The sequence below is a fragment of the Arthrobacter cheniae genome, from assembly GCF_003602275.1.
GTDB classification, from domain to species: Bacteria; Actinomycetota; Actinomycetes; order Actinomycetales; family Micrococcaceae; genus Arthrobacter_D; species Arthrobacter_D cheniae.
The window spans coordinates 71,738-94,411 of record NZ_QZVT01000006.1; the positions used below are offsets into that span (position 1 = coordinate 71,738).

At 67.6% G+C, this 22,674-nt stretch carries 16 protein-coding genes and 1 tRNA gene; 7 read left to right on the plus strand and 10 right to left on the minus strand.

The features are described 5' to 3' along the window. Positions 1-58: 58 nt before the first annotated feature. Positions 59-673: an ECF RNA polymerase sigma factor SigK gene (gene sigK, locus D6T63_RS12315; RefSeq protein WP_120149353.1), complete on the plus strand. Its 615-nt coding sequence runs from the start codon at positions 59-61 to the stop codon at positions 671-673. Between the two features lie 16 nt (positions 674-689). Beyond that, positions 690-1,541: an anti-sigma factor gene (locus D6T63_RS12320; protein ID WP_182976985.1), complete on the plus strand. Its 852-nt coding sequence runs from the start codon at positions 690-692 to the stop codon at positions 1,539-1,541. Between the two features lie 96 nt (positions 1,542-1,637). On the opposite strand, the gene D6T63_RS12325 is transcribed toward D6T63_RS12320, so the two are convergent. From D6T63_RS12325 to D6T63_RS12340, 4 genes are all read right to left on the minus strand, one after another. After that, positions 1,638-2,393 carry a PIG-L deacetylase family protein gene (locus D6T63_RS12325; RefSeq protein ID WP_120149355.1) on the minus strand — a complete coding sequence of 252 codons (756 nt, stop codon included), beginning with the start codon at positions 2,391-2,393 and terminating at the stop codon, positions 1,638-1,640. 2 nt (positions 2,394-2,395) lie between these two features. Then, positions 2,396-3,343, minus strand: coding sequence for an electron transfer flavoprotein subunit alpha/FixB family protein (locus tag D6T63_RS12330; RefSeq protein WP_120149356.1), 948 nt, complete (start codon positions 3,341-3,343; stop codon positions 2,396-2,398). A 43-nt stretch (positions 3,344-3,386) separates the two neighbouring features. After that, on the minus strand, positions 3,387-4,214 hold the full coding sequence (locus D6T63_RS12335) for an electron transfer flavoprotein subunit beta/FixA family protein (RefSeq protein WP_182976986.1): 828 nt from the start codon (positions 4,212-4,214) through the stop codon (positions 3,387-3,389). Positions 4,215-4,411: 197 nt separating this feature from the next. Next, positions 4,412-5,992 carry a S1C family serine protease gene (locus D6T63_RS12340; protein ID WP_235830725.1) on the minus strand — a complete coding sequence of 527 codons (1,581 nt, stop codon included), beginning with the start codon at positions 5,990-5,992 and terminating at the stop codon, positions 4,412-4,414. Between the two features lie 404 nt (positions 5,993-6,396). On the opposite strand from D6T63_RS12340, the gene D6T63_RS12345 reads away from it, so the two are divergent. The 3 genes from D6T63_RS12345 (at position 6,397) to D6T63_RS12355 (ending at position 10,899) form a co-directional block, all read left to right on the plus strand. Next, complete coding sequence (locus D6T63_RS12345; RefSeq protein ID WP_120149358.1) at positions 6,397-8,535, plus strand: TPM domain-containing protein; 2,139 nt, start codon at positions 6,397-6,399, stop codon at positions 8,533-8,535. A 63-nt stretch (positions 8,536-8,598) separates the two neighbouring features. Continuing rightward, entirely contained in the window at positions 8,599-9,393 is a 795-nt protein-coding gene (locus tag D6T63_RS12350; RefSeq protein ID WP_120149359.1) for a PspA/IM30 family protein, read from the plus strand. 114 nt (positions 9,394-9,507) lie between these two features. Continuing rightward, entirely contained in the window at positions 9,508-10,899 is a 1,392-nt protein-coding gene (locus D6T63_RS12355) for a cryptochrome/photolyase family protein (RefSeq protein WP_120149360.1), read from the plus strand. 122 nt (positions 10,900-11,021) lie between these two features. On the opposite strand, the gene D6T63_RS12360 is transcribed toward D6T63_RS12355, so the two are convergent. The 3 genes from D6T63_RS12360 to D6T63_RS12370 all read right to left on the minus strand — a co-directional run bounded on the left by D6T63_RS12360 (position 11,022) and on the right by D6T63_RS12370 (position 15,457). After that, positions 11,022-11,095: transfer RNA gene (locus tag D6T63_RS12360), tRNA-Met, on the minus strand. Positions 11,096-11,162: 67 nt separating this feature from the next. Next, entirely contained in the window at positions 11,163-14,207 is a 3,045-nt protein-coding gene (locus D6T63_RS12365; RefSeq protein WP_120149361.1) for a UPF0182 family membrane protein, read from the minus strand. A gap of 230 nt (positions 14,208-14,437) precedes the next feature. Next, positions 14,438-15,457, minus strand: a complete 1,020-nt coding sequence (locus D6T63_RS12370; protein WP_120149362.1) for a YlbL family protein — start codon at positions 15,455-15,457, stop codon at positions 14,438-14,440. Positions 15,458-15,802: 345 nt separating this feature from the next. Between D6T63_RS12370 and D6T63_RS12375 the strand changes: the two genes are divergently transcribed. Next, entirely contained in the window at positions 15,803-17,308 is a 1,506-nt protein-coding gene (locus D6T63_RS12375; protein ID WP_120149363.1) for a zinc-dependent metalloprotease, read from the plus strand. Between the two features lie 107 nt (positions 17,309-17,415). Here D6T63_RS12375 and D6T63_RS12380 read toward each other — a convergent pair whose 3' ends face one another. The 3 genes from D6T63_RS12380 to nudC are packed head-to-tail and all read right to left on the minus strand — an operon-like array spanning position 17,416 to position 21,042. Then, entirely contained in the window at positions 17,416-17,991 is a 576-nt protein-coding gene (locus tag D6T63_RS12380; protein WP_235830727.1) for a M48 metallopeptidase family protein, read from the minus strand. Continuing rightward, positions 17,978-20,086 (minus strand): ATP-dependent DNA helicase UvrD2, encoded by a 2,109-nt coding sequence (locus D6T63_RS12385; protein ID WP_120149365.1) that lies wholly within the window; start codon positions 20,084-20,086, stop codon positions 17,978-17,980. The genes D6T63_RS12380 and D6T63_RS12385 overlap by 14 nt, the downstream gene beginning before the upstream one ends. Next, positions 20,086-21,042: an NAD(+) diphosphatase gene (gene nudC / locus D6T63_RS12390; RefSeq protein WP_120149366.1), complete on the minus strand. Its 957-nt coding sequence runs from the start codon at positions 21,040-21,042 to the stop codon at positions 20,086-20,088. Before nudC ends, D6T63_RS12385 begins: the two co-directional genes overlap by 1 nt. Positions 21,043-21,190: 148 nt before the next feature. Here nudC and D6T63_RS20105 point away from each other — a divergent pair, with 148 nt between their 5' ends. Further along, positions 21,191-22,666, plus strand: coding sequence for a phosphotransferase (locus D6T63_RS20105; protein WP_220725933.1), 1,476 nt, complete (start codon positions 21,191-21,193; stop codon positions 22,664-22,666). Positions 22,667-22,674: the final 8 nt, after the last annotated feature.

Consider the following 22,674-nt stretch of genomic DNA (forward strand, 5'->3'; position numbering starts at 1 on the left):
GCACGACCCTCCCGATGCTGTTCGGTTCGAGGCGTCCGGCGCTTTATGCTGGAGCCCTATGGAAACGCCACGAGTAAGCCGGGTCAGTCCCATCGCACCCGCAGACGAGTCGGCCATTGATCCCAGCGCCGGTCCGACCCTGACCGATCTCCTGTTGCGCATCGCACGGCAGGACCGCACGGCCTTCGCGCAGTTCTACGAGCAGACGTCGAAGCGTGTGTACGGATTGGCGCGGCGAGTGCTGATCGATCCGGACCTGAGCGAGGACGCCACCCAGGAGGTCTACCTCCAGGTCTGGAACACCGCCGATCGCTTCAACCCGGCCCTCGGCAGCCCGATGGCCTGGCTCATGACCCTCGCTCACCGACGCGCTGTGGACAAGGTGCGCTCGGAGCAGAGTGCCACGGATCGGGAAGCCCGTTACGGGGCGGCAACCCAGACCATCGATCACGACGACGTCGTCGACACCGTCACCCAGCGCCTCGAGGCGGAGGGTGTCGTGAGGTGTCTCGACACTCTGACGGCCACCCAGCAGGAATCAGTGAAGATGGCCTACTACGGCGGGCTCACCTACCGTGAGGTGGCCGAGAAGCTCGGCGTCGCGGTACCGACCATCAAATCAAGAATCCGCGATGGATTACTCCGACTCAAGACATGCCTAGGGGTGATCTGAGATGCAGGACAAGGATATGAACAGACAATTTGCAGATGACCTCGAGACGGATCTGGCCCGCGGCCATGTCCTCGAGTGGGCCGAGCTCTACGCACTGGATGCCATCAGCAGCGAGGAGCGCTGGAACATCGAAGCGTTCCTGGAGGACACGGACCCGACGATCAGGACAGCCTTCACCGAGCGGGTCCGCACCTGTCGGGAGACGGTGACGTCGGCCTACGCGACCGACCAGGTGGAGCCTCCGGCCGACCTGTTCGAACGCATCGTCGCGCAGCTCCCGGGGGCGGACACCAGTGCCGGCGGGTCGGGACGACCGGCATCGCCGGCGGCAGTCGAAGAAGGTGATCCCGCTCCCTCGGCAACAGGAGGGCCCGGAATCCAGGACGAGTTGGCGAACCGACGATCCGCTAAGGCTTCCATGTCCTCCCGGGCCGCCCGTTGGGCCGTGGGCGCAGCGGCGGCCGCAGTGCTCGCCGTCGGAGGTGTGACGATCGCCCAGAACCTGCAGCAGACCACCGTCGAGCAGCAGGTTCTCGAGGCGTCGGACGTCAGGACCGAGCAGTTGGCGCTTCAGGCCGGAGGGACCGCGGAACTCGCCGTCTCCAGCAAGCAGGATGCCGCCGTCGTGACACTCAATGGAATACCCGCTCCCGCCGAGGGGTTCGTGTACCAGATGTGGCGGATCCCTGCCGACGGAACGGCGCCGGTCTCCGTGAGCACCATGACCGGGGACGACGTCGCCGGTAGCGCGGTCACCGAACTACCCGAGATCAGTGGCTTCAGTGCCATCGCCATCACCGTGGAGCCCGAAGGCGGATCCGAGACGCCGACACTGCCGATCGTCGCCGAAATCCCACTCGGCGCGTAGGTTCCCAGCACGATAACGCACCTCTCAGCCCCGTCGATCCTTCGGCGGGGCTGATGTGCTTAATCCCTGGCGGGCGCGGTGTGGGCGCACCTGCGCCTAGAAGCCTGCGATGGTCTCGTCCGTGTTGACGCCGACCACGTGGAAGGCCTCCGCGCTCCGTCCCTCCGGCAGGCCGCCCCGCCGGGCGTTGTCCTGCAGGATGGCGCGAACTCTGGACTGCATCCGATCGACGTCCGGGTGCTGGCTCCGATGCGCGGTGATGGCAGCGAGCTTCTGGTCCTCGAGCCCGGTCACGTCCACGAAGCGGTTCTCGTGGTGCGACGGCGCTCCGTAGAACCACAGCCACGGAACACGGTAGCTCCGGAGGCCAGCCGCCTCCAGCTCCGGATACGCGAAGGGATTCTCCACGGCCGGGTATACCGCCCGGGTCACGGCCTCCCCGCACGCGAGGTGATCGGGGTGGCTCTTCTGGATCCGGTCCCAGCTCCGTTCGGGATGCATCGACAGGACGACGTCGGGCCGGACTTCCCGCATGCGGCGTACGATCCCGCGGATTACGGTGTCCGTCGGCTCGAGGAACCCGTCGGGTTGCCCCAGGAATGTCACGTCGGTGACGCCGACGATCGCGGCGGCAGCCCGCTGTTCCTCGCGACGGAGCTTCGCGAGGCCCGGTCGGTCCTCGTCGGAAAATCCTCCCGCATCACCGTCCGTCAGGATGCAGTAGCTGACCGACACACCCGCTGCGGTCCACCCGGCGATGGTCGCCGACGCACCGAAGTCGATGTCATCGGGGTGGGCGGCGAAGACCAGGACGCGCTCGGGCGAAGCCTGCGTCCGTTGTCCGGCCGACACCCCTACAGCCCGCGCTTCCGGATCTCCTCGGTGGCCTGCGGCAGCACCGTGAAGAGATCGCCAATGATGCCGAAATCCGCGATTTCGAAGACGGGCGAATCGGCATCCTTGTTGATCGCGACGATCACTTTGGACGTCTGCATACCGGCTTTCTGCTGGATGGCACCCGAGATGCCGGCCGAAATGTAGAGCTGCGGTGACACGGTCTTGCCCGTCTGGCCGATCTGGGCCGAGTGCTCGATCCACCCGGCATCCGTCGCTGCCCTCGATGCACCGACCGCCCCTCCCAGTGCGTCCGCGAGGTCCTCGAGCGGACCGAAGTTGCCGTCCACGCCTCGGCCTCCCGCAACGATCACCCGGGCCTCGGCGAGTTCGGGGCGTCCGCTGACGGGCTTGTCCGTCCGTCCGGTGATGCGGGCCACGGCCGGTGGTATCTCTACCGGGATCTGCACTTCGCGGGGTGCCGATGGGAGGCCCGCCTCGACGGCCTCGAAGGTGTTCGGCTTGACCGTCAGGATCGTCACCCCGGTGGTCACACGGCAGCTGACGGTGTAGGAACCAGCGAAATCGGCCTTGGTTGCCGTCAGGTCACCGTCCAGGGCGACGACGTCCGTGATGACGCCGGACTCCAGCCGGACCCCCACACGTGCGGCGATCTCCTTCATCTCGTGGGAGTTGCCGAGTAGGAGGATGCCTGCACCGGACACACGCACGGCCTCGGTGAGGAAGGCTGCCTTGCCTGCCACGAGCACGTCGGAGACAGCACCGGAATCAGGACGGTAGACCTCCTCGACACCGTACGAGCCGACGCCGTCGAGGTAGGCCTGATCGGCGTCACCCGCAAGTGCGACGACGACGTCGCCGAGGGTGCCACCGAGCGAGAGGAGTTCGCGCTCGCTCTTCGCGAGGCTCGCCCCGGCATGATCGAGGAAGACGAGGACTGTGGTCATGGCGGGAACTCCTGGGAAGAAGGGCGGGTTGGGTCGGAGCGGACTAGAGGAGCTTCTGCCCGGCGAGGAAGTCGACCAGCCGGATGCCGGCATCGCCTTCGTCCGTGATGACGATTCCCTGGCTGCGGGGCGGCCTCGGTGCAGCGGCCTCGACCGTCGTCCACGAACCGGCCCGTCCCACGTCGTCGGCCTGGAGCCCGACGTCGGAGAGGGACAGTACCTGGATCTGCTTCTTCTTGGCCGCCATGATGCCCTTGAAGTTCGGGTAGCGCGGCTCGTTGATCTGGTCGGTCACCGAGACGAGCGCAGGAAGGGGCGCTTCGATGGTCTCGGCGTAGGTGTCGTTGTCGCGACGAGCGGCGAGTGTCCAGCCGCCGTCGCCGGGCGTGAGGTCCAGGGACGCGGCGAACGTGACCTGGGGCAGGGCGAGCCGTTCGGCGAGCTGAGCCGGCACGAGGGACGTCTCGCCGTCCGTGGACGCCATGCCCGTGAGGATCAGGTCGAAGGGACCGACACGCTGAAGGAGCGCGGCAAGGGCTTTGGAGGTGGCCGAGGCGTCGGAGCCGTTCAGGGCGTCGTCGGTCAGGTGGACGCCGTCGTCGGCTCCTATCTGGAGTGACTTCTTCACGGCGGCAACAGCGCCGGCAGGCCCCATCGTGATGGCAGTGACCCGGTGTCCGGCGCCCGCTCCCCCATGCGCCTCGACCAGCTGGAGGGCCGCTTCGAGGGCGTACTCGTCCAGTTCGGAGAGAATACTCTCGGAGCGGACGGTCGTCAGGTCGTCACCGCTGATATGCCGGTCGAACTGCGCGTCGGGAACATGCTTCACCAGGACCGCTATGCGCAATCCTTGTGCTGGGGCCTCGTCCATGAATGACCTTCCTCGTTCCGGGATCTTCCCACCGACTAGCTAACCACAGAGGGCTGACGCTCAACGCTCATCGGGATACCTACGAGCTCCGACATGAGCGCCGTCGTGCCTGCGCCTGCGCTCCCTCGTTCAACGAACAGGAGGCGGTCCCGGATCCGGGACCGCCTCCTGTTCATTCCCGCGCGGGGTGCTGACTGCTACGGGGTGGGCGCCTGGGCGAGGGTGACCTCGATGGTGCGTGACTCGCCACCGCGGAGGATCTCCACCGGCACCTGCTGGCCCACGGTCTGTACCCGTACCGCCGCCGTCAGCGACTCCGGGTCGCTGATCGTGTAGGTGCCGACCTTGGTGATGACGTCGCCCACCTCCAGCGACGCGCCCTCCGCCGGTGACCCCGGCTCGACCGACTCGACGAGCGCGCCCGATGAGAAGCTCGAGTCGCTCTGCGCCCCGCCACTCGGGGCGGCCGTGACGCTGACCCCGAGGAAGCCGTGGGTGGCCTCGCCATTCGCGATGATCTCCTTCGCGATGCGGTCCGCATAGTTGATGGGGATGGAGAATCCGACGCCGATGTTGCCTGTCGACTCCCCGGAGCCGCCCGAGGCGATGGCGACGTTCACGCCGATGATCCTGCCGTCCGCGTCCACCAGCGCGCCTCCGGAGTTACCCTGGTTGATTGCGGCGTCCGTCTGGATGACGTTCAGGAAGATGGAGCCCTGCGACTGCGTCGGTTGTTCGCCCGAGCCACCCGGGGGCAGGAAGTTGAAGCCCTCGCCGTCCTCGGACTCCGTACTGTCCGGCTGCTCCTCCGGTACGGCCGACGAGGCGACGCTGATGGTCCTGTTGAGGGTCGAGACGATGCCATCGGTGACGGTGCCGCTGAGACCCAGCGGAGCACCGATCGCGATCGCGGTGTCACCGACGTTCAGTTCGTCGGAGTCACCGAGGGTGGCGGCGGTGAGATCCAGGGCGTCGACCTTGATGACGGCGAGGTCGCTCAGCGGATCGGTTCCGACCACGGTGGCCGGGAAGACCCGGCCGTCGTTCAGCTTGACCTCGATGGTCGGTTCCGACACCTGACCGCCCAGTGTCACCACGTGCGTGTTGGTGAGGATGTGACCGTCGGTGTCGAGGATGATGCCCGATCCCGAACCGCTAGCGCTCCCACCGCTGACCGCGATCGTGACGACGCTCGGCGAAGCGGTGACCGCGGCACCCGTGATGGTGTTCACGTCATCGGTGTTGTTCACCACGACCGACTCGGGTGGTGCCTGCGATGTCACGGGGGCCGCGCTGGTATCGAGCGCGTTGAAGCCGGCGGTGGCCACGCCACCGCCGATGAGCCCTGCGACGAGGACGCCAGCGGCGAAGGTGGCGAGCCCGACGCGCTTGCGGTCCTTGACAGCAGTCCGGCCGCCGGCGTCCTGCATCGGGTGCCCGTAGCCGCTCTGCTCGCCGTAGAAAGGTTGGTGGCCCGCGTAGGCGGGGTGCGGTGCGGAAGCGGCCTGGTAGCCCTGGTGACGTGGATCGGTGTCCGGGGCGGGGAAGGACTGATGCCGGGCCGTCGGTGGATCGGTGCTCGGATGAGCGGCTGTATCGGAGTAGTCCCCCACTGTATCCCCACGGTGCTGTGCCTCGGGGGAAGACCCGCCAGCCCCTGCCGGCTGCTCGTTCGTGGACTGCTCATTGTTCCAGCCCGTCCCCCAGGACGGCGGGGTCTGCGGCTGCGGGGGCAATGGGCGGTCGGAGTTGCCCTGTGAGCCGTGCTGCTCGTTCATGGGAGGTCCTTTCATTGCTGTTAACCACATCCTGGCAACTCCTGCTGACCGTCGAGCATGCGTTGGCTGTGCGGTTTCTGTGAAGTGTCTGGGATCGAAGGGCGCCCTGGCTCCTTCGGTCGAAGGAACCGGCTGCGTCTCCAGTATCCTCCGCGCGCCGTTCCTCGAGGTCAGAGGATACGAGTCGGCCCGGCAGGGATCACCTATCGCCGTCGCCGTGCTAAGGGGACGGCCACCGATACCGGCTCGGATGGCGACCCCGTGGCTTTCGCTAGGGGCACAAGGCGCGGTGGTGGACGCCCTCCCACCCCAACCATAGAATCGGAAGGACAGGGAGCCTCCGGCGTCCACCGACCCCGGTCCTGGGATCGGTGAGGTCCGGAGGACGTGCTGAAGGGTCGAAAATGCGAATGTTGAGCGGGCGCGCCTGCGTCACTGCTGTCCTGGGCGCCGTCGTGGTGCTCCCCCTGGTCTCGAGTGCCGCGGCATTCGCGGACCAGCCGATCACTTTCCCGTCCGGCGACTACGTGATCGACAACGCCGACGCCCTCACCGCGGGTGAGGAGACCGAACTCGAAGCCGCCATCGAGGACCTGCGGTCGCAGGAGGGCTTCACCGTGCGGGTCGCCTACGTCGACACGTTCGAGAGTCCGACGACCTCCAGCGACTGGGCCACGGCCACCGCGCAGCTCAACGATGAGACATCGAACGAAGCGCTCCTGGGCATCGCCATCGATCAGGGTCAGGCGACCTACGTCGTCGGCAGTGGATCGGCGATCGGCGGACAGGGCCAGTCGCTGTATGACCAGTACATCAGCCCTGAGCTGCAGGGAGGGAACTTCGCAGACGCCGGGCTGGCGGCCGTGCAGGGAACGGAAGAGGCGCTCTCGGGCGGCAGCAGCGGAGGGGGCGCGAACGGCGGTACCACGACGGGCACCAGCGGTTCCTCGGGAGGCAGCGGGCTCGGCGGCCTCGTCCTGGTAGGCGGGCTGGTGGCCGTGGCGGGTGCCGGCGGCTACCTGCTGCTCAAGAACCGTGGTGGCAACAGCGCACAGCGCAAGCGCGAGGAGTACGGCTACGGGCCCGTACCGTCCGCGACCGGCGAAGTGGTCGATCCGCTGGCCTCCGTCAGCGTGGAGGACCTGCGCAAGCGGGCGGGCAGTCTCCTGGTGGCGTCCGACGACGCCATCAAGTCCAGCGAGCAGGAGCTCGGCTTCGCAGAGGCGCAGTACGGCGCGGACGCCATCACCACGTTCTCCCAGGACATCGCCGGCGCGAAGCAGCACATGAGCGAGTCCTTCAAACTGCAGCAGCAGCTGGACGACCACATCCCCGACACCGAGCAGCAGCAGCGCCAGTGGCTCGGCGAGATCATCCGCCGGTGCGAGGAGGTCAACTCCTCCCTGCAGGCCCACAAGGCCGATTTCGATGCCCTGCGCGAACTGGAGCGCAATGCCCCGGAGGCCCTCGCCCGTGCGCAGTCGGCTGCCGAGCAGGCACGCCGGCGGTTCAGCGCGGCCGAGCAGGCCCTGCGGAACCTGCAGGGCCGGTACCTCGAGACCGCGACGTCGCAGGTTTCGGACAACATCGAGCAGGCCCGGGAACGGCTGAGCTTCGTCGAGAGCGCCGCTACCGAAGCGCAGTCCCGGATGTCGGCCGGGGATACGGGACGCGCCGTCGTCGCGGTCCGGGCCGCGGAGGAGGCGGTGCACCAGAGCGCCGTCCTCCTGGATGCCATCGACAAGCGCTCCGAGGAGCTGGGCGCGGCCGAACGCGAACTCGAACACGCGCTGCCGGAGACGGAACAGGACCTCGCTCAGGCGCAGGCCATGGACCGGACGGGACAGTACCGGGACCTCGCGGGGCCCATCGCGGCCGTGCAGTCGGCCGTCACGACGGTGCGTCAGGAACGGCAGAATCCCCGCAGCAATCCCCTCGCCCTGCTGCAGCGCCTCGAGGCCGCGCATGCACAGCTCGACGCCGCCCTCGGCGGAGTGCGCGACCAGGCGGAGAACACCCGCCGCGCCCAGGATTCCCTGCAGCACGCGATCATCGCCGCGCAGTCCAGCATCTCCGGCACCGCGGACTACATCCGCGCACGCCGTGGTGGTGTGGGCAGCGAGGCCCGCACCCGCCTCGCCGAAGCAGAGCGCAACCTGGACTATGCCGTCGACCTCCAGCGCTCCGATCCCGTCACGGCCCTGTCCCACGCACAGCAGGCCACGACGCTCGCGGATCAGGCCGCGCAGCTCGCCGAGCAGGATGTGGACGGCTTCGGCCGCGGCGGCATGGGCATGGGCGGCATGTACGGCGGACGCGGTGGCGATGGCATGGGCGGCGCACTCCTCGGCGGCATCCTCCTCGGATCCATCCTCAACGGTGGCGGCTTCGGCGGCGGCTTCGGGGGTGGGTACGGCGGAGGCGACGGCGGTGGTGGCTTCGGCGGCGGCGACGGCGGCAGCTTCGGCGGAGGAGGCTTCGGAGGGTTCGACGGCGGGGGCGGCGGCTTCGGGGACTTCGGAGGGGGCGGCGGCGACTTCTAGGACGCTCAGCCTCCTCCAGCAGCAGGACGCAAGGACTATCACGAAGAATCGAAAGGGAAATCAATGGTAAAGCAGTCAATTTTCGGCAGGATCGCCCAACTCACCCGAGCCAACGTCAACTCACTGATCGACCAGGCCGAGGATCCGCAAAAGATGCTCGACCAGATGGTCCGCGACTTCACGAACAGCATCGCCGAGGCCGAGAGCGCCGTCGCCCAGACCATCGGCAATCTCCGGATGATGCAGGACGACTACAACGAGGATGTCGAGAATGCGCGCAGCTGGGGCAACAAGGCCCTCGCCGCGTCCCGCAAGGCCGACGAGTACCGCTCGTCCGGCGATGCCGCAGACGCCCAGAAGTTCGACAGCCTGGCGAAGGTAGCCATCCAGCGCCAGATGGCAGCGGAGAACGAGGCGAAGGGCGCCGAGCCGACCATCGCTTCGCAGACGGAGATCGTCGACAAGCTCAAGGACGGCCTCAACCAGATGAAGGGCAAGCTGGGCGAGCTCACGACCAAGCGCGACCAGCTCATCGCCCGGGCCCGCACCGCACAGGCGCAGTCCCAGGTGCACGACGCCGTCAAGAGCATCGACTTCATGGATCCGACCAGCGAGGTGGGCCGCTTCGAGGAGAAGATCCGACGCGAGGAGGCCCGGGTCCGCGGACAGCAGGAGTTGGCGTCGTCGAGCCTCGACGCACAGTTCGAGAGCCTCGAGGACCTCGGTGAGCAGACCGAGATCGAGGCTCGCCTAGCCGCCCTGAAGTCGGGGGCGGGCTCGCAGTCGGCGATCGGCCAGGGCGCAGGAAGCGGCGCGGACGCCGGTACGCCGTCGACCGCGGGTGAGACCACCTACTGACGCACCGCCCCTGACAGGGCGCCCGCATAGCACAGGGGAACCGCTGCCGCCCGGCTGCGGTTCCCCTGCTGTCCGGCCGGTTCCGCCCGCCTGCAGGCAGGTTAGATTGGCTCCATGGCTGTGACACTGGTGTGGTTCCGCGACGATCTCCGAATCTCCGACAACCCCGCGCTCACCGCAGCCGCGGACAGCGGGGACGACGTCGTCGCCTGCTACGTCCTCGACGAGGAGACGGACGGGATCCGGCCGCTGGGCAGTGCCTCCAAATGGTGGCTGCACCACTCACTCGTGGCACTGGATGCGTCCCTGACGGAACTCGGCATACCCCTGCTCCTCCGCCGCGGTGCCGCCGGAGACGTGATCCCCCGGCTCGTGCAGGAGAGCTCCGCTCACGCCGTCGTCTGGAACCGCCGGTACGGCCTGACCGAGCGGACCACCGATTCCGCCCTCAAATCGTCGCTCTCCGACCAGGGCGTCGATGCCACCAGCTATCAGGCGAACCTGATGTACGAGCCGTGGGAGGTCACCGCCGGGTCCGGTAAGGCCTACAGGGTCTTCACGCCCTTCTGGCGGGCCTGCCTCGCCTCCCGCACCCCCCGCAAGCCCCTGCCTGCGCCGGACGCACTGCACGGCCCCCACCTCGACTCCGACGACCTGCCCACGTGGGGACTCCTTCCCACCACTCCCGACTGGGCGGAGGGCCTCCGTGACACCTGGACGCCCGGCGAAGCGGGCGCCCACCAGCGGCTCGACGATTTCCTCGATGGGGCGGTGGGGGGATACAAGGACAACCGCAACCTCCCAGCCCTCCGTGGCACCAGCATGCTCTCTCCCCACCTTCGTTTCGGCGAGATCAGCCCGTTCGAGGTCTGGCACGCTGCGCAGGACCACAAGGATAGCTCCACGGCCGAGGACATCCGGGTGTTCGGCTCCGAGCTCGGCTGGCGTGAGTTCAGCTGGCAGCTGCTGTACTTCAATCCGGAGCTCGCCACCGTCAACTACCGCCCGGAGTTCAATGCGTTCACCTGGGAGAGCTCCACCGAGGCGGAGCTGAAGGCCTGGCAGCGCGGCCGCACGGGTTACCCCCTGATCGACGCCGGCATGCGCCAGATGTGGCAGATCGGCTGGATGCACAACCGTGTCCGCATGGCCACGGCATCCTTCCTCATCAAGAACCTCATGATCGACTGGCGCGTGGGCGAGAAATGGTTCTGGGACTGCCTGGTCGACGCCGATGCCGCGAGCAACGCTGCCAGCTGGCAGTGGGTCGCCGGCTCGGGTGTGGACGCCAGCCCCTACTTCCGCATCTTCAACCCGGTGCTGCAGAGCAAGAAGTTCGATCCGAAGGGCGCCTATCTCGTCCGCTTCGTTCCGGAGCTGGCGGACGCCGATAACGTGCACGAACCATGGAAGGGCTCGGCCCCGGGCTACCCGGCTCCCGTCGTCGACCTCAAGGAGAGCCGCGAGCGAGCCCTGAGCGCGTACAAGGCCCTGTCCGAGTCCTGACTTCCCAGCCCGGTGGGGGCCGACGGGCGTCACACCTCCGCGGGAGGCCCTGCATCACCCCGATTCTCTCGGACACAGCAAGAAGCCCGGCCCTCCCGAAGGAGAACCGGACTTCTTATTCGTTGCGGGGACAGGATTTGAACCTGTGACCTCTGGGTTATGAGCCCAGCGAGCTACCGAACTGCTCCACCCCGCGGCGTGTAACTAACGTTACCGGCCGCGGGGCCCCGAGGCAAATCGGGCAGCTGCCCGACTCCCCCCGGCTACTGCCCGGCGCCTCCCGAAACCCGTTCCTCGGCATCGAGCGCCCGCTGCAGGGCGTCCTGCAGGCGGTCCTGCGCCTCCCCATAGGCAGCGAAGTCGCCGGCTGCGAGGGCAGCGTTGCCGTCCTGGATGGCGGTGTTGGCGTCGTCCAGGGCCGTCCGCAGGTCTGCCGCGGGATCGCCCGTCGTGGTGCCGGGCGTGCCTCCCTCCGAGGGGCTCGGAGTAGGAGTCGGCGTCGGAGTAGCTCCCTCGCCGTCCCCTTCTGCCGGTGCCGCCGGATCCTCGGGGGTCTCGCCGACATTCTCGCTGTCGCCGGTCGTGGCACCCGAGTCACCGCCGAACACCTGGTCGAGGGCCTCTGCGAGTGTCGGCGCGAAGCCGACGTCGTCGCCGAAGCTCACGAGTACGCGCCGTAGAACCGGGAACGAACTGCTGCCCGAGGACTGCACGTACACGGGCTGCACGTAGGCGATACCCCCGCCGATCGGCAGGGTCAGCAGGTTGCCGTTGATGACCTCGGACGCACCCTGCCGCAGCAGGTTGAGTTCCTGCGAGACAGTGGTGTCCGAGTTGAACAGGTTCTGCGCCTGACCCGGACCGACGACGGAGTCCTGCCCCGAGCTGTCCAGCAGCGTCAGCCGCCCGTAGTCCTCGCTCTTGACGCCGTCCTCGCCCGTGCCGGCATCACCGTTCGCCGCGAGGAACCCGTACAGCACGTTCCTCGGGGTCTGGCCCTGCGGTACGAAGGGGATGTACGGCGTCGTCAGGGAGAAGGCAGCCTTGTCCTGGTTGGGCATCTGCAGGGTGAGGTAGAACGGTGGCTGGCGGTCCGTCGTCGCCGCAGCCGCCGCGCCGTCGGCACTCCCGCCCGGATCAGCAGGCACGTTCCAGGCCTCGCTGTTGTTGTAGAATTCGTCCGTCTCCGTGACGTGGTACTTCGCGAGGAGTTCACGCTGCACCTTGAAGAGGTCTTCGGGGTAGCGGACGTGTGCCATGAGGTCGGCCGACATCTCGCTGAAGGGCTTCAACGACGACGGGTACACCTTCTGCCAGGACTTCAGGACGGGATCCTGGTCGTCCCAGGCGTAGAGGTTGACTGATCCGTCGTAGGCGTCGACCGTCGCCTTGACCGCGTTGCGGATGTAGTTGACCCGCTCGGCGGGCAGTGCCGTGGCGAGACCTTCCGCGGTCTGGGAATCCTGCGTCGCCGACTCGAGCTCCTGTTCGGTCGAGTAGGGGAAGTTCGCGCTGGTGGTGTAGCCGTCGATGATCCACTTCACCCGGCCGTCGACGATCGCCGGGTAGCTGTTGCCATCCAGGGTCAGGTACGGGGCGACCTTGCGGACACGGTCCACCGGGTCGCGGTCGTAGAAGATCTGGGACTCACTGTTGACCTGATCGGAGAGGAGGAGATCGGTGGACTGGAACTTCAGGGCGTAGACCAACCTGTTGAAGGCGTTGCCGACGTCCGGTCCACCCTCACCACTGAAGGTCGTCCGTGACTCTGTGTCGGAGTTCTCGTTCTGCGGGCGGTCGATCTCGGCGGGCGCCTGGCCCTCGGGAGCTCCGACCACCGAGTATTCCGGCGAATCCTCTCCGAAGTAGATGCGGGGCTCGTAGGTCGATTCGTCGCCGAGAACGCCCGTGGAGGGGATGCCGGACTGCAGGAAGGACGGGCGTCCGTCGGGCTCGACGGTCGAACCGGCGGCGGCGACGACGCCGTAGCCGTGGGTGTAGAAGACGTGCTCGTTGACCCAGCCGTCCGGGACGCCGTTGGTATCGAGTTCGCGGACCGCGATGACGGTGTCCTGCACCTCTCCGTCGATCTCGTATCGGTCGACGTTGAGGGTCTCGGGGAACTGGTAGTACTGCCGGAACTGCTGGAGCTGGCTGAAGGCGTCCGAGACGAGGTTGGGATCGAGCAGGCGGATGTTGGCCGTCGTCTCGCCGTCGTCGCCGAGGGCTCCTACCTGCGGAACGCTCTCCGGCGCGTAGGGCTCCACCTCTACCTCATCCAGGCCGTAGGCCTCACGGGTCAGGTTGATGTTCCGGTCGATGTACTCGCGCTCGAGGTTGAGCTCGGACGGACGGACCTGGAAGCGCTGCACGATGGACGGGTAGACGCCGCCCGCGAGGAGTGCGGTGATGATGAGCATCGCCGTGCCGATGAGCGGCAGGCGCCAGCGACCGATGAAGGCCGACGCCACGAACAGGACCGCGACGATGATGGCAGCGACCGCGAGGATGGCCTTGGTGGGGATGACGGCGTTGACGTCGGTGTAGAGCGCTCCGGCCCATGTCCCCTGGTTCAGGAGGGTGTCATAGCGGTCGAGCCAGTAGTTGACGCCCTGCAGGACGAGGAAGAGGGCTGCGATGACCGCGATCTGAATGCGGGCGGCCTTCGTCGTGAAGAGGCCCTTCTCCTCGAGGCGGATGCCGCCATAGAGGTAGTGCGTCAGGATCGTCGCGATGGCGCTGATGATGACGACGCTGATGAGGAAGCCGACGACGAACTTCAGGAACGGCAGCGTGAACATGTAGAACCCGTAGTCCATGTTGAACTCGGGGTCCCTGGTGCCGAAGGGAACCTGGTTCAGGAACAGCAGCACCTCCTGCCACTGCGAGGAGGCCGCGGTGCCTGCGAAGGCTCCGAGGACCACGGGGATACCGAGCATCAGCAGGCGGCGGATGGGCTCCAGCTGCGCCTGGTACCGGTTCAGGTTGTCCTGGACGGCACTGTCGGGCGCGTAGATGGGCCTGCTGCGGAACGCGATGCGGAGGCTCAGGAAGACGGCCCCTGCCATGACGAGGAACGCGACGACGAAAAGGACGATCCTCGACAGGTTCTCGGTCACGAACACCTCGAGGAACCCGACCTGGTTGTACCAGAGCACGTCGGCGTAGACCTGCGACAGGTAGACGAAGGCGATCACGATCACCGCCACGACGATGATGGTCGGGATCAGCGGACTGCGACGCCGACTCGTTGATGCACTTGCTGGGCTCGGCCTACTGCCGAACGGACGGTCTGGTCCGGATGTCACATCTACCTCATCGTTAGCTGCTGCGGGTCACGACGACCGGTATCCCGCGTCGCTCCCCCGGCCCGCACGCGGACAGAGGACGGCGTGCAGTTCCGCCCTTCGTGCTTTCATTCTGCCCTGTCCACGCTCAGGCGGACCAATTAGGTTCCCGCCTGCCACTGGGGAGGCACGATCGTCATCCAACCGTGTCTTACGTCGTCGTGGTCCGGCCACGTCAGCCGGAATCCATATCAGCAGGCCGGGAGCCCGGCAGGATCCGCACCGGAACCGAGCATCTCGACGGCCTCCACCGCATCATCGATGGTCTCCACCTTCACGACGGTCAGCCCGTCGGGGATGTTGTCCACCACCTCGTCGCAGTTCTCCGCGGGGGCGAGAAAGAACTCGGCACCACCGGACCGTGCACCGACAAGCTTCTGGGCAATACCGCCGATGGGACCGATAGCCCCTACCGAGTCGATGGTCCCGGTGCCCGCGAAGTGCCGTCCCCCCGTGAGGTCCCCCTCCGTCAGGCTGTCGATGATGCCGAGCGCGAACATGGTTCCGGCGGAGGGTCCGCCGACGTTGTCGAGCTGGATCGTCACCTCGAACGGGAAGTCGAAGGTCGAGGCCAGGAGGATCCCGAGCTGGAAGTCGCCCTCGTCCGACTCCTTCGGCAGCACGGACACGTCGAGTTCGGCTCCGTCGCGGACGATCGAGAGATCGGCCGGGGCACCATCGGCGTCGCCCAGCGTGGCACGCAGGGTCTGAATGTTCTCGATCGGCTTCCCGTCGATGCTTCGAAGGACGTCACCCTTTTGCAGTGCACCCTCGGATGCGGAGTCCTCAGCCAGGCCGGCGACCGACAGTTCCTCGGTGAAGTCGATGTTCTCGTGGGACAGTGCGGCTGCGATCGCCGATTCCTGCGACGAGGTCATGGCGACGGCATTCTGCTCTTCCACCTGGGACGACGTCGTGCCCTCCGGGTACACGAGTTGCTCGGGCAGGACGTTCTCGTTCGGATTCGCCCAGGCGCGGAAGGTGTCCAGGACATTGACCTGGCCATTCGGACCGCCGCTCACGAATACCGTGGTGAGGTCGAGCTCGCCCTCGGGCGGGAAGGTCTCCCTGCCCTCAACCCGGATGAGTGGCTGCCCGTTCACCTCGCCGATGGTGTTGAAGGTGGGGCCCGGCGATTCGATGACGTACGGCGAGGGGAGGAGTACGGCGGCCGCACTCAGAACGACGGCGAGACCGCCTGAAACTGCCATCGCTCGGAATCGCGGGTCCCGGGGCTGCGCGGGTTCCCCGGGGCTGTAGGTCTCGAAGTGAACAGGCTGCGTCACTGCGCTTCTCTCTATAGGGCGGGCCGTGCGACGGCGCACGATGCACCCTTCCGGCCTTCCCAGAATAGACGCTCCGGCCGACACCCCTTCGGACGGGACACCGGAGGAGACGCCGCAAGGAGCCTCCACTGCCGGTGGAGGCTCTTCTTCCCCACCCGCTGCAGGCACTCGGCACCCACGAGCGGCGCACTTTGCCCTGAGCGAACGATCCAGCGCAGGTGGGACACCTCCCATCCCGGGCCGGTAGCGTGATCTCCACAGCCGGCACGGATGGCGTTACCACTCCTGCCCGGACCCGCCAAGCTACAACCAGGACCGGTGGTATCAGTGACCAACCCATCCAACCCCCCGAACGGCGACGACGACACGCCCCAGGACCCGCTCTCCGAGATGCTGGCGAAGATGTTCGGCGGTGGCGCCGCAGGGTTCGACCCGCAGGAGATCGCAAAAGCAGCGGGCCTGCCCTCGGACCCCGCAGCCATGGCCATGATGATGCAGCAGGTACAAGCCATGTTCTCCACGCCCAGCGATGGCCCCGTGAACTGGCAGATGGCCCACGAGCAGGCGAGGCGGGTCGCCGCTTCCGACAACGACCCATCGGTCACCTCCCTGCAGCGCAGGAGCGTCGACGAATCCCTGAAGCTCGCCGAGATGTGGCTCGATCCGGTGACCACCTTTCCCAGCACCGGTCAGCTCGGCCGCGCCTGGTCGCGTGCAGAGTGGGTGGAGGCGACCATGACGACCTGGCGCCGCCTCACCGAACCTGTTGCCACGAGCATCGCCAAGGCCCTGTCCGACGTCATCTCCGAGCAGCTGCCCGATGAGATGAAGTCGATGATGGGCATGATGGGTGGACCGGGCTCGATGCTGCAGAACGTCGGAGGTGCGATGTTCGGCATGCAGTTGGGACAGGCCGTGGGCGCGCTCTCCAAGGACGTCGTCGGCTCGACGGACATCGGCGTACCCCTGGGGGACGGCCGGATGGCCCTCCTGCCGGCCAACGTAGCGGCCTTCGGCCAGGGACTCGACATCCCCGAGCAGGAGGTCCAGCTCTTCCTCGCCGTACGGGAGGCGGCGCACGTGCGCCTGTTCACCCACATCCCCTGGCTCACCGGGCACCTGCTCGGCAGTATCGAGCGTTACGCCCGGGGGATCCACATCGACATGACCAAGATCGAGGAAGCCGCGCGCGAGATCGATCCCACCAATCCCGAAAGTCTCCAGGGCGCTCTCTCGCAGGGCGTCTTCATGCCTGAGCGCACGCCCGAGCAGGATGCCGCGCTCGTGCGGCTCGAAACGACGCTGGCCCTCGTCGAGGGTTGGGTCGACGAGATGTCAGCAGCGGCAACCGTGAACCTGCCATCGGCGGGCGCACTACGCGAGATGGTTCGGCGTCGCCGCGCGACCGGCGGCCCCGCCGAGCACGCCTTCGCCTCGCTTGTCGGCCTGGAACTGCGGCCGCGACGCCTGCGCGACGCCGCTGCCCTGTGGTCACTCCTCACGGCGGAACGCGGGATCGAAGCCCGTGACGCCCTGTGGCAGCACCCGGACCTACTGCCCACCGCTGAGGACCTCGACGATCCTGCCGGCTTCTCCGAGCGGCGGAGGTTGCTCGAATCGTCCGACGCCGACGTCGACGCAGCCCTCGAACGCCTCCTCGCGGGCGACTTCGAGCCGAAGGAGGAAGCGCCCTCCGATGACGCCGACGCGTCCCAGGAGGATCCCGATGTCGATCCGGACGCGGGAACGGGCGACGGCGGAGCTCCCACCCGCTGAGTCCACCATCATCGGGCACGGCTACCTCGGTACCGCCTCTGAAGAAGGTACCGAGGCCCAGCGCTTGTTCCAGGCAACTCGCAACGGGCGTGCTGAATGCCGTGGTGCTACTGACCGTCCTTCTCGCTGGGCAGGTTCCGCTGGGAAGCGAAGGCAGCGCCGTCGAGGAACGCCTTCGCCGTCCCGGTGTGCGGGTAGGACGCCAGCAGACTCCAGAAGACTGCATTGTGCGAGGGCTCGATCAGGTGCGCCATCTCGTGCAGGATCACGTAGTCGGTGACCCACTCGGGCATTCCCTGCAGCCTGTGTGACAGGCGGATGGACCGGTGGGCGGGGGTGGCGGACGCCCACCGCGAGTTCTGGTTGGTGACCCAGCTGATCCTTCCGGGAATGCCTCGACCGCCGAGATAGCGACCGGCTAGTTCTTCCGCCCGCTGCAGAAGAGCCTGCACAGGCGCGTCGTCCTCGACGGGAGGCGCATCGAGGTACTTGGCGGACAACTTCTCCACCATGCGCTTCACCCAGTGACGCTCCTGGCTCGCGGAGAAGTGGCCGGGGATGGAGATGCGGATGACTCCATCGCGGATGTCCGCACTGACGGTCCGCTTCCGGCGGGCTGATCGCCTCACTTCGACCGGTAACGGCGTCGGAGCGAGGGCCCGGCGTGGGTCAGGAGTTGTCACTGATGATTTCGAGGACGGCCTCGCCGTACCGCTCCAGTTTGGACGAACCGATCCCCGCGAGCTCCCCGAGTTCATCGAGTGATTGCGGCCGCGCTTCGGCGATCGCCACGAGCGTCGCGTCCGTGAACACGACGAACGCCGGAACGTCCTTCTCCCGTGCCTCGACGAGCCGCCAGGCACGCAGCGCCTCGAACGTCTCCTCCTCATAGCTCGCCGGACACTCGGCGCACCGGCCGATCTTCCGTTCGGATCCCGTGAGCAGCGGTCGCCGGCAGACCCTGCATACCGCCGGCGCGGACGCCTTCCGGTTCGCTTTCGCCCGCGGCTGCCGGAAGGTGGCCTGTCCGGCGGTCGCAGGGCGCAAGGCATCCAGGAAACGCGACGGCTTCCTGGAGGCGCGCCCGCCCGGTGAACGGGACGTGGACCAGGACATCGCGAGGTGGACGCGGGCCCGGGTGATCCCGACGTAGAGCAGCCGGCGTTCCTCGTCGACTGCCTCCTGCGTGTCGGCGAAGGAGATGGGCATGAGCCCCTCGCTCAGCCCGACGAGGAAGACGGCATCCCACTCGAGCCCCTTGGCCGAGTGGAGCGATGCAAGGGTGACACCCTGTACCGTCGGCGCGTGCTGCGCCGCGGCCCGCTCCTCGAGTTCCGCAACGAACGACTGCAGGGTGAATGCCTCGGGGCCGCGCACCCTGTTGAGTTCGTCGGCCAGGCCGACCAGCGCGGCGAGGGACTCCCATTTCTCCCGCACCGCACCTGAATTCTGCGGGGCAACCGTCGTGTAGCCGAGCGAGGCGAGGACGTCGCGTACCTGCTGGGGGACGTCCTCGTCGCCCTGCGTCCGCGCTGCCGCCCTCAGCTGGAGAAGAGCGTCCCGGACCTCACGCCGCTGGAAGAAACGCTCGCCGCCGCGCAGCTGGTACCCGATGCCGGCACTCGCCAATGCCTGCTCGTAGGCCTCCGACTGACCGTTGGTGCGGTACAGGATGGCGATCTCGCTCGCCTTGACACCCTGATCGAGCAGCACACCGATGCGTCGTGCGCACTCCGCGGCCTCAGCCTCGTCATCGCTGCACTCGGTGAACACCGGTTCCGGCCCCGCGGGCCGCTGGGCGATCAGTTCCAGGGGTGCCGACCAGGTGGTGCCGGTAGCCCGCCGATCCGCTTCACTGCTCCTCGCCGCCAGGAGCGTGTTGGCGGCGCGCACCACCTGGGGCGTGGACCGGTAGTCACGCACCAGCTTGACCACCTGCGCACCCTCGTAGCGCTTGGTGAAATCGAGGAGGTGCCGGGACGTGGCGCCCGTGAACGAATAGATGGTCTGGCTGGCATCTCCGACGACGCACAGTTCGCGCCGCTCTCCGAGCCAGAGGTCCAGCAGGCGCTGTTGCAGCGGGGAGACGTCCTGGTACTCGTCGACCACGAAGTGGCGGTACTGCGACCGCACCGTCGCCGCCACCTTCTCGTCGTCTTCCAGGATGGCGACCGTGGTCAGCAGGACGTCCTCGAAGTCGATGAGGTTCCTGTCGATCTTCAGGTCCTCGTAGGCCGAGAAGATGCGGGACACGGTGATGAGGTCCATGCCTGCCGGTTCGGCCCTCCCTGCGGCCGCTGCCGCATAGGCATCAGGCGTCAGCATGGAGACCTTCGCCCATTCGATCTCGGCTGCGACGTCGCGGATAGCGGCCCGATCGGTCGACAGGCGCAGGCGCCGCGCCGACTCGGCGATGAGCTGGGCCTTGTGGTCCACCAGCGCGGGCAGGGGCCCTCCGACGGCCTGCGGCCAGAAGTACTGCAGCTGCCGTAGAGCAGCGGCGTGGAAGGTGCGGGCCTGCACTCCACCGGCCCCGAGGTCGCGCAGGCGCGTGCGCATCTCAGCGGCAGCCCTGGCGGTGAAGGTCACGGCGAGTACCTGCTGCGGCTTGTAGACGCCGGTGTGCACGCCATAGGCGATGCGGTGGGTGATGGCGCGGGTCTTGCCTGTTCCTGCACCCGCGAGGACGCAGAGTGGGCCCGACAGCGTGCTGGCCACCGTCCGCTGTTCGTCGTCGAGCCCCTCGAGGATGCTGTCTTCGAGCAGTGTCCCGGACACTAGGGGCGCGCCTCCGACGGCTCCTCGTCCAGCGGTCCCCCGTACCAGCGCTCGATCAGCGCTCGGGCGATGGAGACGCCGCCGGCGACGGCGATCTTCCCGTCGCGGACCTCGGTGAAGAGCTGCTGCCTCGTGAACCAGCGCACGGATCTCATTTCCTCACGGTCGGGCACGGCGTCCGTGGTCACTGCGCGAGCCACGAAGCCGAGCATGAGCGACGCCGGGAAGGGCCACGGCTGCGAGCCGAGGTACTGCGGAGACTCGATCTCGATGCCGGACTCCTCCCCCACCTCCCGGATGACGGCGGCTTCCAGTGATTCACCCGGCTCGACGAATCCGGCCAGGGTGGAGAACCGGTCCTCCGGCCAGGCGACGGCCGATCCGAGCAGAAGTCGGTCGTCGTCGTCGATCACCGAGACGATGATCGCCGCGTCCGTGCGCGGGTAGTGCTCGGAATCGTCCTTCGGGCACTGGCGGACCCAACCCGCGGCACGCACCTTCGTCACCGCGCCGCACCGGGGACAGTGCGTATGCGTGGCGTGCCAGTTGGCGATGGCAGCAGCCTCGACGAAGAGGCCGGTGTCGCGTGCATCCAGCGAGGCCGCGATGTCGCGGAGGCCCAGCCAGTCCTCCTGTGGGGCGATTGCGGTGTCCTGCTCCTCGAGGACCGCGAGCACCACCGGCTGCCCTGCATCAGCGGCCCCCTCGTTGATCCGACCGAGGTAGACGATCAGGTCCGGCCGCGTGATGGCCGTCGGCGCGACGAGTCGGAGTGCACTCCCGGCAACGGGAGCCTTACCGTCAACGAGGGTCAGCACCCTGGTTCCGGCCGCATTCCACAGTGTGTCCAGGAGGCCCTCGGTGGTCCTTGCCTCACCGTCCCGGTCGGCGTCGGCACGTGCCAGCGGCAACGATCCGAGGGGAGGCAGCACCAGGGTGCGGAGGGGTTCGGTCATGGTTCTACGGTACGTTCTCACTCTCCCAAAACCCATTCCGGAAGGACCACGTGGAGGAGCAGTACAGCACCGAACACGAGTAGTGCATCTGGCGACTCGCCGCAATGGAACGGAGCGGGCAGGGTGAGAACGACCTACGGTGGAGCTTGTGAAACGGACACCCATGGAACTCGCCGCAATCGCCAGTGCCGCAGTACCTGGCCTGGCCCCGACGGGCGTAGCAGGCGCTCCGGACGACGTGGCGGACTTCGACTCCGCCCTGCTGGTGGACGACGCCGGTAAACAGTGGAGGGTCCGCTCGCCCAAACACCCCGAGGCCAGCATGCGCCTCGAGACCGAACTGCAGGCACTGCGTGCTTTCACACCCGCTGTCAAGGCCGAACTCCCGTTCCTCATCCCGCACATGGCCGGAAGCGTGCGACAGGGCAACCTCAGCACGTTCGTCTACTCCCACCTGGCCGGCAGCACACGTCCCCTGGATGCGCTCACTGCTGGCGGGCGCGCCATGGCTCAGGAACTGGGGCGCGTCCTGGCTGCGATCCACGAGCTGCCGAAGGACATGGTGCAGCGCGCCGACCTGCCCGGGTATGAGGCGAACGAATACCGTCAGCGCAAGCTGAACGAGCTCGACCAGGCCGCGACGACCGGCAAGATCCCCTCGATCCTGCTGCGCCGCTGGGAGCACGCGCTCGAGGACGTAGCTCTCTGGCGCTTCAGCCCCACGGTGATGCACGGCGACCTCCACGAGGACCACCTGTTGATCGCCGCAGGTCGTGTCTCCGCCGTGACGGGCTGGACGGACCTGTGCATCGGCGATCCCGCAGAGGACTTCGCCTGGCTGGCTGCTGCTGAGGACACGGGCTTCGTCGATGCCGTCCACGCCGCCTACGCCGAGGCGAGGGCGGTCGCCGTCGACCCCCACCTCTCCCGCCGTGCAGCACTGGCCGCCGAATTCGCGCTGGCGCAGTGGCTGGTGCGCGGAGTCGCCCTCGAAGATGCGGAGATGATCCACGAGGCCGAGGGCATGCTCGCCACGCTCGCCGCCGACGTCGAGTTCATCGAACGTGAGCAGCGGGAAGCCGCGGAACGCGCGCGACAGGCTCATGAGGAGCGCCTCGAGTGGGGTAACGCGCACGGTGATGACGTCCTCGACGATGATGCGGATGCCGACGGGGACGTCTACGGCGACGCCGGTCACCATGGTCGGGGCGAGTCGCAGGAGTCGGAAGCGGTCCACGATGACGACGCGGCCGCCGATGAACCCGACCGGCAGGACTTTGCGCAGCACGGCGACGTCCGGCACTCCTACGGGCCGCCCGAGGTCGCACCGCAGCGGACCGGCAGCCATGCGTACGACGCCGACGACGCCCCGCGGAGGCTGCGGGCGGCGGAGGACTCGCCGGTCAGGCCGGAGGAGCGCCCGACGGATCACCCACGCGGGCACCATGATGGGCACGAGACTCCCTCGGGGTCATCCCTGGCACACGGGCGGCTGGTCGCGAACCGCCAGAGGCCCGCAGGGACATCGTCGAACGTGACGCTGATCAGGAGCAGCGAAACCGACGCAGGGTCGCCGGACGATGTGGCGACCTCGGCGCTGCCGATCATTTCGTACGGCCGCTGACAGGCCGG

Excerpts from the sequence above, each read along its gene's own strand:
- sigK (WP_120149353.1), top strand. The coding sequence starts at position 59 with ATGGAAACGCCACGAGTAAGCCGGGTCAGTCCCATCGCACCCGCAGAC.
- D6T63_RS12320 (WP_182976985.1), top strand. The coding sequence starts at position 690 with ATGAACAGACAATTTGCAGATGACCTCGAGACGGATCTGGCCCGCGGC.
- D6T63_RS12330 (WP_120149356.1), bottom strand. The coding sequence starts at position 3,343 with ATGACCACAGTCCTCGTCTTCCTCGATCATGCCGGGGCGAGCCTCGCG.
- D6T63_RS12335 (WP_182976986.1), bottom strand. The coding sequence starts at position 4,214 with ATGGACGAGGCCCCAGCACAAGGATTGCGCATAGCGGTCCTGGTGAAG.
- D6T63_RS12340 (WP_235830725.1), bottom strand. The coding sequence starts at position 5,992 with ATGAACGAGCAGCACGGCTCACAGGGCAACTCCGACCGCCCATTGCCC.
- D6T63_RS12345 (WP_120149358.1), top strand. The coding sequence starts at position 6,397 with ATGCGAATGTTGAGCGGGCGCGCCTGCGTCACTGCTGTCCTGGGCGCC.
- D6T63_RS12350 (WP_120149359.1), top strand. The coding sequence starts at position 8,599 with ATGGTAAAGCAGTCAATTTTCGGCAGGATCGCCCAACTCACCCGAGCC.
- D6T63_RS12355 (WP_120149360.1), top strand. The coding sequence starts at position 9,508 with ATGGCTGTGACACTGGTGTGGTTCCGCGACGATCTCCGAATCTCCGAC.
- D6T63_RS12370 (WP_120149362.1), bottom strand. The coding sequence starts at position 15,457 with ATGGCAGTTTCAGGCGGTCTCGCCGTCGTTCTGAGTGCGGCCGCCGTA.
- D6T63_RS12375 (WP_120149363.1), top strand. The coding sequence starts at position 15,803 with ATGGCGTTACCACTCCTGCCCGGACCCGCCAAGCTACAACCAGGACCG.
- nudC (WP_120149366.1), bottom strand. The coding sequence starts at position 21,042 with ATGACCGAACCCCTCCGCACCCTGGTGCTGCCTCCCCTCGGATCGTTG.